Annotated in this window: 9 protein-coding genes and 1 tRNA gene; 4 read left to right on the top strand and 6 right to left on the bottom strand. The window is 45.1% G+C overall.

The window, feature by feature from the left end; all coding sequences use genetic code 11:
- Nucleotides 1-13 precede the first annotated feature (13 nt).
- A tRNA-Tyr gene (locus F0229_RS12455) sits at nt 14-98 on the top strand.
- Between the two features lie 491 nt (nt 99-589).
- On the opposite strand, the gene F0229_RS12450 is transcribed toward F0229_RS12455, so the two are convergent.
- Nucleotides 590-1,498 carry a Tim44 domain-containing protein gene (locus tag F0229_RS12450; protein ID WP_017068945.1) on the bottom strand — a complete coding sequence of 303 codons (909 nt, stop codon included), beginning with the start codon at nt 1,496-1,498 and terminating at the stop codon, nt 590-592.
- A 200-nt stretch (nt 1,499-1,698) separates the two neighbouring features.
- On the opposite strand from F0229_RS12450, the gene F0229_RS12445 reads away from it, so the two are divergent.
- The 3 genes from F0229_RS12445 (at nt 1,699) to F0229_RS12435 (ending at nt 5,248) form a co-directional block, all read left to right on the top strand.
- Nucleotides 1,699-2,289 carry a TetR/AcrR family transcriptional regulator gene (locus tag F0229_RS12445; protein WP_171732960.1) on the top strand — a complete coding sequence of 197 codons (591 nt, stop codon included), beginning with the start codon at nt 1,699-1,701 and terminating at the stop codon, nt 2,287-2,289.
- Nucleotides 2,290-2,306: 17 nt separating this feature from the next.
- Nucleotides 2,307-4,181: an MFS transporter gene (locus F0229_RS12440; RefSeq protein WP_171732959.1), complete on the top strand. Its 1,875-nt coding sequence runs from the start codon at nt 2,307-2,309 to the stop codon at nt 4,179-4,181.
- A gap of 146 nt (nt 4,182-4,327) precedes the next feature.
- Nucleotides 4,328-5,248, top strand: coding sequence for a YeiH family protein (locus F0229_RS12435; protein ID WP_017060176.1), 921 nt, complete (start codon nt 4,328-4,330; stop codon nt 5,246-5,248).
- Between the two features lie 133 nt (nt 5,249-5,381).
- On the opposite strand, the gene F0229_RS12430 is transcribed toward F0229_RS12435, so the two are convergent.
- The 5 genes from F0229_RS12430 to menH all read right to left on the bottom strand — a co-directional run bounded on the left by F0229_RS12430 (nt 5,382) and on the right by menH (nt 10,047).
- Nucleotides 5,382-5,549 carry a hypothetical protein gene (locus F0229_RS12430; RefSeq protein WP_017060175.1) on the bottom strand — a complete coding sequence of 56 codons (168 nt, stop codon included), beginning with the start codon at nt 5,547-5,549 and terminating at the stop codon, nt 5,382-5,384.
- Between the two features lie 141 nt (nt 5,550-5,690).
- Nucleotides 5,691-7,130 carry an o-succinylbenzoate--CoA ligase gene (menE, locus tag F0229_RS12425; RefSeq protein ID WP_171732958.1) on the bottom strand — a complete coding sequence of 480 codons (1,440 nt, stop codon included), beginning with the start codon at nt 7,128-7,130 and terminating at the stop codon, nt 5,691-5,693.
- Between the two features lie 64 nt (nt 7,131-7,194).
- Nucleotides 7,195-8,202: an o-succinylbenzoate synthase gene (gene menC / locus F0229_RS12420; protein WP_004736101.1), complete on the bottom strand. Its 1,008-nt coding sequence runs from the start codon at nt 8,200-8,202 to the stop codon at nt 7,195-7,197.
- Nucleotides 8,203-8,277: 75 nt separating this feature from the next.
- Nucleotides 8,278-9,144 carry a 1,4-dihydroxy-2-naphthoyl-CoA synthase gene (menB, locus tag F0229_RS12415; protein ID WP_017064079.1) on the bottom strand — a complete coding sequence of 289 codons (867 nt, stop codon included), beginning with the start codon at nt 9,142-9,144 and terminating at the stop codon, nt 8,278-8,280.
- A gap of 105 nt (nt 9,145-9,249) precedes the next feature.
- Nucleotides 9,250-10,047 carry a 2-succinyl-6-hydroxy-2,4-cyclohexadiene-1-carboxylate synthase gene (menH, locus tag F0229_RS12410; RefSeq protein WP_017065885.1) on the bottom strand — a complete coding sequence of 266 codons (798 nt, stop codon included), beginning with the start codon at nt 10,045-10,047 and terminating at the stop codon, nt 9,250-9,252.
- Nucleotides 10,048-10,051 lie beyond the last annotated feature (4 nt).

The raw sequence follows: 10,051 nt of genomic DNA, 5'->3' as shown, positions 1-10,051 counted from the left end.
TAAGACACACCCTGGAGGGGTTCCCGAGTGGCCAAAGGGAGCAGACTGTAAATCTGCCGGCACTGCCTTCGATGGTTCGAATCCGTCTCCCTCCACCATATTCTCCTTAATTGGAAAATCGAAAAGCCAACTCATTGAGTTGGCTTTTTTCGTTTCTGAGCTTTATCTCTTACTAAACGTGTCTTCTAAAACAACCCTCAACTTCCTAAACACTAACCCGCTCCTACAAATAACTAAGCGATCTAGCCCATTCAAACATCAGTGATCCCATACTTCTGCATGACGCTCACAAGCCAGATAAGCAGCGCAGCCTAAACAATGGGTCGATATATGTTCTTCGCATTCGTTCGCAATTATCTGTTTCTGCTGCAAAGTAACCTCAGGCTCCAATACGGGTTCAAAGAACTTTGTCATTACTCATTACATCCAAATAAAATCAGTTAGTTAGTCTCAGGTTAATCCAATCTTTAACTAAGATACATATCATTAGACGCAAAAAAGCCCCTGCTGATTTCTCAGCAGGGGCTTTCTATTATTTGGTGTTATTCCGAATAACTACATCCTATTGATGTTGAGTTAAATCCTGGAATTAACCTTGAATACCAACAATTAACCATGGTGCATTGTTAGTTGTTAGGTCACGCTCTAGGTGCCAGATATCAGTGATATCTTCTTCAACGCCATCCGCTGTGTCACGGTAACGACCGCTAAACTGAAGGCTTAGCTGTGCTTTGCTACCATCGTGGTCTGCGCGAACGATTTCAGCATCAACGTACATTACGTCTGTGTGCTGATCACCGTCTAGCTTATTACGCTCAGCTTTTAGGTCTTCAAATAGGCTTGGAGATACGTATTCTTCAATCGTGTTTAGCTCGTTGTGATTCCATGCACCTTGCAGTGTACGGTAGTGCTCACGAGAACCATTGATGAATGCCGCTTGATCAAAGCCCGGTGGGTAGTTATGTGGAACATCGCTTTGTGCACCAAAACCGAAACCACCAGCAGCGCCTTGTGATTGAGGTTGTGTTTGCTCGAAGTTATGAACATTTGGTTGTTGCTTAGGTTGTTCAAACTTGTTCTGACCCATGCCGCCGAATGCTGGCTGTTGGCCACGTGCATTCTGCTGATTCATTGAGCCCTGCTTCGCGCCCAACATTCCGCGTAGGAATTTAAACGCTAGGAAAGCAATCAGCCCCATAATCAGAATATCCATGAACTGGATACCTTCAAATGCGCCACCAAAGAATGCAGCTAAAAGACCACCAGCAAGTAAACCACCTAGCAGACCGCCCATAAGGCCTTTCTTGCTAGAGTTAGCTGCTGTGTTCTTACCTGTTTGATCTTGACGGATCGAATTCGTGTTTTGTTGTTTTGGTGCTGGAGCCGTTTTAAAGCTTTTGCCAAATGACTTACCACCACCAAACTTTTTCGCTTCCGCGATTGGCGTCACCGCGACTGTTACCAACAGGATCGCGACTAGTGAGAAAAATCGTTTCATTATTATCCTTTATAATAGGGTTCTTTATCTTTCGACACCTTAATCATACTCGTTAACAAAGAACAATGAAATATTCACCGTGCTTACACATGTATCATAATATTGCAGCTATTAATTGATTACTAAACTAGCGAAGGGATTGACGGCACTCAGGGGCAGCATTAAAATATTGAACGATGTTCATTTAATAGAAAGTACCCATGGCAAGACGAAACGATCATACTCGCGAACAATTAGTGCAATTAACCTTAAAAACGGTGAGCGACTTCTTAGAAGAGCACTCTTATCACGAGCTAAGTCTACGTAAAATCGCCAATATGATTGGTTACGTACCAAGTACCTTAGTGAATGTATTTGGTAACTACAACCTACTGCTTTTGCATGTGGTCGCTCAAACATTAGATGAACTGGCGTCAGAATCGGCTGCAGCTGTTGAACAATCGAGCAACCCTCAACAAGCTCTATTCAACCTTGCCTACTGCTACCACGATTTTGCACAGAGACACCCTCACCGTTGGCAACTTATCTTTGAGCACAACATGAACGGTGAAAACCTTCCTGAATGGCAATCGAACCGCATCGATAGAATGACAGGCATGCTAGAGCAGTTGCTAGTAGCGATTGCTCCTGAACATACGAAAAGCGAAGTCGTTAAAGCCAGCCGTGTATTATGGTCTGGAGTACACGGAATTACTTTACTTAGCGTTGATGATAAATTTTTCGCCTCTGAGCCTATTGATGGTAAAGAGCTGATCAATAACCTAGTATCAAACTACTTAACCAACTGGTAATCATCCAAGGAAAGACAATGAACAACAGCAGCCAATCTTCGCTGTTAACGCAAAAAAGGTTCCTACCCTACTTTATTACCCAATTTCTAGGAGCCTTTAACGACAACATATTCAAAAATGTCCTGTTACTGTTTGTTGCTTTCGCAAGCGTAGACACGCTGCCTATTTCCAGCAATCTATTCATTAATTTGGCCGCTGGCCTTTTTATTCTGCCCTTCTTCCTATTTTCAGCTTTAGCTGGTGTACTGGCCGACAAATACGAAAAATCGTGGTTTATCCGTAAAGTTAAGCTCCTCGAAGTAGTGATCATGTCACTGGGTGCGATCGGATTCATCTACGAAAGCTACGGAATATTACTTCTGCTCCTGTTCCTTATGGGAACGCAGAGTGCTTTCTTTGGCCCGGTGAAGTATGCCCTGCTTCCACAGCAGTTAGAAACAAAAGAACTGGTATCTGGTAACGCTCTCGTCGAGACAGGTACATTCTTAGCGATCCTGATTGGTACTCTAGGCGCAGGCATCATTGCATCTGAAGAAGGCGCGAAGCTCATTGCTGCGGTGTGTATTGTTTCGTTCGCCGTGCTTGGCTATGTATCAAGCTGGTTTATCCCACAAGCGCCAAGTAATGCACCAGACCTTAAAGTAAAGTGGCAACCTGTAAAACTGACCCGCGCGACACTGGCGATTGCAAAAAAAGATCGCCCGACCTTTCAAGCTCTGATGTCTATCAGCTGGTTCTGGTTCCTTGGTGCGGCTTACCTAACTCAGTTTCCCAACTTCACTAAACTGCATCTAAACGGCACTGAAAGCTCCGTCGCCTTTTTACTGGCACTATTCTCGGTAGGCATTGCAATCGGCTCTTTAGCTTGTGATAAGTTATCTAATCACCGAATTGAAATCGGCATCGTGCCAATGGGCAGCTTAGGTATCTCGATCTTCGGTCTTCTGATGGCGATATCCATCCCGGAGTCTTTGCCTGACTTTAGTTCTTTCCATCAATTCGTAACCTACTCAGAGCTGTGGCCACTGTTTGCTTACCTTATGCTTCTGGGTATCTCTGGCGGTGTCTTTATTGTTCCTCTGTATTCACTGATGCAGTTACGTGCCAAGCCCGACGAGCGTGCCCAAGTGATTGCCGGGCTCAATATCTACAACTCACTGTTCATGGTGGGAAGTGCGGTATTAGGTATTGTTTGCCTTAGTGTTCTAGATCTTTCAATTCCGCAGCTGTTTATCTTGCTCGCAGTGGGCAACACTTTGGTGATGCTGTACCTGTTTTATCAGGTGCCTATCTACGCTTTCCGCTTCTTTACGTGGGTGGTCACTCACACCATGTACAGAGTTAAACATAAGAACTTACATCACCTGCCAGAAAAGGGCGGTGCGTTGATTGTCTGCAACCATGTGAGTTATATGGATGCACTGCTGCTGAGTGCGGTTTGCCCTCGCTTGATCCGTTTTGTGATGGAAGAGGATTACACCAAGTTGCCGCCAATTCGAGGCTTCTTGAAAAGAGCTGGGGTGATTCCAATCTCCGCGACCAACCGCAACTCGATTCGAAACGCTTTCAAAGAAGTAGAGCGTGCCCTGCATGAAGATCACATCGTGTGTATTTTCCCAGAAGGAAAGCTCACCTCTGATGGCGAAATGGCTGAGTTCATGCGTGGTATGGAGCTGATCATCAAACGTTCCCCTGTCCCAGTGATTCCTATGGCTCTTAAAGGATTATGGGGTAGCTACTTTAGTCGTTACAAAGGCCGTGCCTGTAAAGGGTTACCCACTCGCTTCTGGACTAAGCTAGAGATAGAAGCTGGCGAGCCGATTTCACCTAAACAAGCCTCTTGTGAAACGCTTCGACAGTCAGTCTCTGACCTTCGCGGATCATTACGCTAGTTAACCAGCCCTTTATTCATATCAGTTGAACAAGCGTTAAGTTTTCCTTAACGTTTGTTCAATTCATTTAGACTTACTTATCATTTTATTGAACGTATAGTGGTCTCATCACAATAACGCCACAACAAAACAAGACTCTAAATACAATGAACCTAAAAAAGTCCGTTCCATTTTATCTTGCTGCACTGTTTTGCTTAACGCCTTGGGTTAGCTCACCGACAGCCCTGGTTATCGGTTTCCTGCTTGCTAGTTTAGGATTAGTCCCTGAACACTTGGAAGTCGGCAAGCTTACCAAAAAGCTACTGGCCTACTCTATTGTTGGCTTGGGTTTTGGTATTCAGTTTGAAAAAGCATTAGCAGTAACAGGCGATGGTATTGGGCTCATTGTAACGACGATTATCGGTACATTAGTCATTGGTTGGTTCTTGGCGAAACAAATGGGGCTAGACCGCACTACGGGCTATCTTATATCTTCTGGTACCGCGATTTGTGGTGGTAGCGCGATAGCAGCAGTGGCACCCGCGATCAAAGCAGACGATGAACAGATTGGCTTGGCATTAGCCACCGTATTCGTGTTGAACTCGGTTGCTCTATTCTTATTCCCGATGATTGGTCACGCGCTTGAGCTCAGCCAACAAACATTTGGTACTTGGGCAGCGATAGCGATTCACGATACGTCTTCTGTAGTAGGTGCAGCTTCAGCGTATGGCGAAGAAGCACTGACGACAGCGACAACATTGAAGCTCGCTCGCGCACTTTGGATCATCCCTATCGCTTTAATTAGTGCGATGATCTTCAAGAACGATCAAAAGAAGATTACGGTTCCCTACTTCATTTTCTTCTATTGCGCCGCTATCGCGGTGAGTGACTTACTGCCACAATTTGAGATGGTCTATCAAGGAATCTTTGATGTGTCTAAGCGAGCACTGGTCGTGTGTTTGTTCTTAATTGGCTGTGGTATTTCAGTTGAAAAGTTAAAAGCGGCAGGGCCGAAACCACTGATGTTTGGTATTACAATGTGGGTCATGATCTCAACGGGTTCATTGGCGTGGTTAACTCTCGCTTAGCCCGCATAGAAACGCTTTAGATGTTTGTTCGGTGAACTAGACACTCAAGTTAGCGAGCAACAAAACAAAAAGGCAAAGCTCCAATGGGCTTTGCCTTTATCGTTTGTGGTAAGGGTATTCTTTGTTGTAACAATCACGAATCAAACAGGGGCTTATCACTCTTCTTGCTCTCTCTTTTCATTAAAACAAGTACCACAACCAACACAAATGCGGTGAGCTCAGCCAACGAACGAGTCAACCCTGACGAGATGATTGCTTGGCCTATCTGCAGTAAAACCGCAATGGTGAGGGCAATTTTCATAATAAGACCTTATTCTATAATCCGTTATTTATATGGCTTATTATGATGGATGGTTATAAAGATAATAAATTCTGTTTTGAACTATCTAATTGCTAAATTAACTAACTGCAGGCCAAGTGAACAAAAAGACCTCCGGCTCAATTAGTTAGAGCGCCGGTGTTGCAACAACCACTGCGCTAATCCCGCGCGCGATACCTTAATACCTAACTGTTCTTGCTGAGGCATGCGGTAGTACTCAATTGGGAACTTAAATCGCTCTAGGCTTCCTTGTAGCTGCTCTGCAAACCATTCTTTGGTTAGAACTTCATCACAGTCCACAATAGCTACTGGTCTAAAACCAAATTCGCTGTCTTCTATGGGCACAATAAAGGCTTGCTTAACTTCGGGCAGCTGATTGAGTGCACGCTCAATTTCTTCACAGTGAATATTCTCACCGCCAGAAATAAATTGATTGTCGGCTCTGCCAATAATCGACACTTGAACGCCATCCCACTGACCAAGATCTTTACTGTCAAACCAACCGTGCTCGTCCACCAATGGTGTTAATTTACCTTGATGGTAATAACCAGAAGCGAGGGTATTGCCTCCAATATAGATACGTTGGTTTTCAATTTTCAATTGACGATGATTAAGCACAAAACCAGCAGTGCTGCTCGCATCTACAGGCTTTGCCGTCACCGTTGAGGCTGCTTCCGTCATCCCATAACCAAGCCAAGTCTCAATCCCCATTTGCCGAGCTTCAAGGCCAAGCGCCTCTGGAATATGGCTACCACCCAAAAGTACATGAGTTAAAGTAAGTGCTTGCTTACTCTTTAACAATCGATGTAACTGAGTAGCCACCAATGAGGCATGACTGCAACCTTCTATATCGGTTTCAAGCTGACCTGTGCCTATTTTGATGCAACCACCAGCCGCCAACCAACGATGAACTATCGCCAGCCCCGACACATGGTACATAGGTAAACTCAGTAACCACGTGTCACCTTGTTGATAACGAAACACCTCAAGCAGCCCTGACGCAGAGCATAGGTGCTGCTCAAGTGTATGAGCGACCGCTTTTGGGTTTCCGGTAGAACCTGAAGTGAATACGATGCTCGCTAGATTTTGCGGATTGAAATTGGATTCTTGAGGTGTCGTTATCTGCTCATCATCACCATCAAACTTCAGTTCACTTAGGCAAGGCAAGGTCACCAACTGAGTATTCAAATCGGCAGTCTCTGATTGCTCTATTCCGCTATTGCCCAAGAGCCAAAGGTAGCTCTGTTGATCTGCTTGATATAAGGAATCGAGCTTTTGCTTCAGGCGTAAACTAGGCTGAGGCATCGTAAACGCACAAACCACACCCAAATTGAGTGCGGCAAGATAAACAGGGATCACTTCAGCTTGATTCTTACCAACAATCGTCAGTACATCACCTTCAGATAGGCCTTGATGAGATAGCTGTTGTTGGTACTCACTAACCAACACAAACACTTGCTGCCAAGTATAAGTGCGGTGAGTGGTCACTAACGCTGGTTGAAGTGGGTTTTGCTGCGCCCACTTTACCCAGAGCGGGGGATGATTAGATTGTGGGCGCATCATATGATAACCAAAAATAGATTAAGAACTTGTTAAGCTAACTAAATAGCCATTCAAATAGCTCGGTCTAAGAAGACCAAATCAATTGTTGCTGTTCAAGAGTAGAAACCGGAAGCTGACAACCCGGCCAAGAAACCTCTAGCTGTTGCTGATACAAGCCAATTGTATCAAGTCCTGGAACTTCATTAGGCAAGTATTGTTGTGCTAATCGAGCAATCTGAGTTAAGCCAAGGCTAGACTCTATGCTTGAGCTTAGTACTGGTTTGATACCGAGTTGCTGTGCACGCTCAATGATTGCCACACAACGTTCGACAGAACCAATAAGAGTTGGCTTGATCACGACAGCTTTAACACCAGTAAGGTCGCTAAGATCAAACTCTGGGCTTCGCACCGCTTCTTGCAATGTTTCGTCCCAAGCAATCGCTACGCCATGGTCAATGGCAAATGCCAAGCTGTCTTCTGGTTTTTGGCAAGGCTCTTCAATAAAGCTAATACGCTGACGCAGTGAAGGCGCAATGTACTTGATAAACTGCTTAGCCTTTTCCGGCTTCCATGCACGGTTAGCATCAAGTCTTAAGGTTAAATCAGGGATCGACTCAAGAAATAAGCTGACAAGCATGCCATCACGAATCGCTTCGTAGAGACCGACTTTCACTTTCGCGACCTTCTCGCCTTTCATCTCATTCAGCACAGGGATCAATTCATCTGGGTCGCCTGTACACAACGGCGCAGCTTGGTAGTTACCTTCAGCGTTGAGTTCGCCTCGTAATTCCATCATCGCCATTGAAAAGCCGAAGGCAACAGAAGGATATAGCTCATCAAAAGGCGTTTGAGGGTTATTGTGGCTCCAAAGCTCTAATTCGTGTTGAAGCTGAATGCCAGCTTGTTCGGCATCTTCTTGGCTAAAACCTGGCAAAGGTGCGACTTCGCCAAAGCCAGTTTTACCATCACACTCTAGTTGGATGATATAGCCAACGCGTTCGTTCAACTTATTGTCACGAAGAATCACGCCACTATCCATAGGCAATTGATAACGGTAGAGTTTAGCGTGACGCTGAGAATTCACTGAGTTCATAAAGTTTCCTAAAAAACGGGGAACATCAAAACAAAACGAGCCGCTATTAGCGACTCATTTTAAAGAAGAGAAAGACTATGGGTTACGCGGAAATTTGTCGAAATCAGGTCGACGCTTCTCGTTAAATGCGTTTCGGCCTTCTTGGCCTTCTTCTGTCATGTAGAACATCATGGTTGCGTTACCCGCCAACTCTTGTAGGCCGGCTTGGCCATCACAGTCTGCGTTCAGTGCAGCTTTCAAGCAACGCAGCGCCATTGGGCTATGTTGAAGCACTTCACGACACCAACGAACGGTCTCTTTTTCTAGGTCGGCAACAGGCACTACGGTGTTTACCAGGCCCATGTCCAATGCTTCTTGAGCATCGTAGAAACGACACAAGAACCAAATTTCACGTGCTTTCTTCTGACCAACGATACGAGCCATGTAAGAAGCACCCCAACCGCCATCGAATGAACCGACTTTAGGACCCGTCTGACCGAACTGAGCGTTTTCAGCTGCGATAGTAAGGTCTGCCATCATGTGAAGTACATGACCGCCACCGACTGCCCAACCCGATACCGCTGCGATAACTGGTTTTGGACAAGTACGAATTTGACGTTGGAAATCAAGTACATTCAAGTGGTGCGTACCTGAGTCATCTTGGTAACCGCCGTAGTCACCACGGATACTTTGGTCACCACCAGAACAGAACGCCTTCTCACCAAGACCAGTCAAAATGATTACGCCAACTTTCTCGTCATAACGAGCATCAGCCAGTGCATTGATCATCTCTTTTACGGTTTGTGGACGGAACGCATTGTGCACTTGAGGGCGAGCAATCGTGATTTTCGCAATACCGTCATCAGACTTGTGGTATTGAATATCTTCATATTGACTGCTTTCATCGCGCCAGTTAACGGCTGCGTAAAGTTCTTCTTCTGTGATGCCTACTGTTTTAGCCATGATGATTCCCATTGTTCTATTAGAGAGCGCGACTAGCGTAGGGTCGCGACGGTGTTGCTCTGCTTTCTATAGCGCTTGATACGAGAGGTTCGCTCAGTCAGTTCATCAACGACTGGCGATACATTGGATGATCAGATTTGAAAACATCTCTGGTTGCTCAAAATGAACATTATGACCCGCGTAATCCACCTGACTATATTCAAAGCCACTATTCTCAGCTAGCTCCATGAATTTACGATCTTTTTCTCCACATACATAATGCAATAAATGCTCATGAGATTTCAATGTGGCACGTAAATCCGGTTGCTTAGCTAACGAAGTAGATAACAACATATTTGCTACGGATACTCCAAGGTTACCACTACGCTTTATGACCAAAGTTTGTCTTTGCTCATGATTTAGTGAAGAAAAGACGCTTTGTTGATACCAATCGTCTAAAACATCTTCAATCGACTGCTGTGCAAAGCGAACAGCCCATTGCGTATCGTGTACTAACCTTTGTGCTCTTTCTTCATCACATTCCAAGCCAAAGTTGCCACCTTCAATGATGACTTTCTCTAAGTTAAGAGTTTCGAAGCAAGGGCTTGTTACCCCATACATGGCAAGCCTTCCCCCCATAGAATACCCAATCACCACGATAGGATAATCGACAGGAAGATCGTTGAGAGCCAGCTGAGATGTGATGCACTGAACTATCTTGGTACAGCAATGATCAAAGCCTACAGGGTCGATAAACCGGCTTTGTCCGTGTCCGGGCAAATCTATGCAAAGACGAGGAAAGTCTTCGAGGAAGGGGTGGCATGCACTCCAATCATCCCCGCTTCCGAGTAAACCATGTAAAAAAACAAGCAAAGGTTTGTCAGAAGATTCTTGTACTGCTGGGTAATAATTGGAGTAAAGCATGTAA

It is taken from the genome of Vibrio sp. AIC-3, assembly GCF_013114515.1.
In the GTDB taxonomy this organism is placed as follows: Bacteria; Pseudomonadota; Gammaproteobacteria; order Enterobacterales; family Vibrionaceae; genus Vibrio; species Vibrio crassostreae_C.
Note: the sequence above shows the minus strand (reverse complement) of the source record. Positions and strands in the feature narration are given on the sequence as shown.

What these genes read in the sequence shown, in the direction of transcription:
- F0229_RS12450 (WP_017068945.1), bottom strand. Translation starts at nt 1,498, where the DNA reads ATGAAACGATTTTTCTCACTAGTCGCGATCCTGTTGGTAACAGTCGCG.
- menB (WP_017064079.1), bottom strand. Translation starts at nt 9,144, where the DNA reads ATGGCTAAAACAGTAGGCATCACAGAAGAAGAACTTTACGCAGCCGTT.
- menC (WP_004736101.1), bottom strand. Translation starts at nt 8,202, where the DNA reads ATGAACTCAGTGAATTCTCAGCGTCACGCTAAACTCTACCGTTATCAA.
- F0229_RS12445 (WP_171732960.1), top strand. Translation starts at nt 1,699, where the DNA reads ATGGCAAGACGAAACGATCATACTCGCGAACAATTAGTGCAATTAACC.
- menH (WP_017065885.1), bottom strand. Translation starts at nt 10,047, where the DNA reads ATGCTTTACTCCAATTATTACCCAGCAGTACAAGAATCTTCTGACAAA.
- F0229_RS12435 (WP_017060176.1), top strand. Translation starts at nt 4,328, where the DNA reads ATGAACCTAAAAAAGTCCGTTCCATTTTATCTTGCTGCACTGTTTTGC.
- F0229_RS12430 (WP_017060175.1), bottom strand. Translation starts at nt 5,549, where the DNA reads ATGAAAATTGCCCTCACCATTGCGGTTTTACTGCAGATAGGCCAAGCA.
- F0229_RS12440 (WP_171732959.1), top strand. Translation starts at nt 2,307, where the DNA reads ATGAACAACAGCAGCCAATCTTCGCTGTTAACGCAAAAAAGGTTCCTA.
- menE (WP_171732958.1), bottom strand. Translation starts at nt 7,130, where the DNA reads ATGATGCGCCCACAATCTAATCATCCCCCGCTCTGGGTAAAGTGGGCG.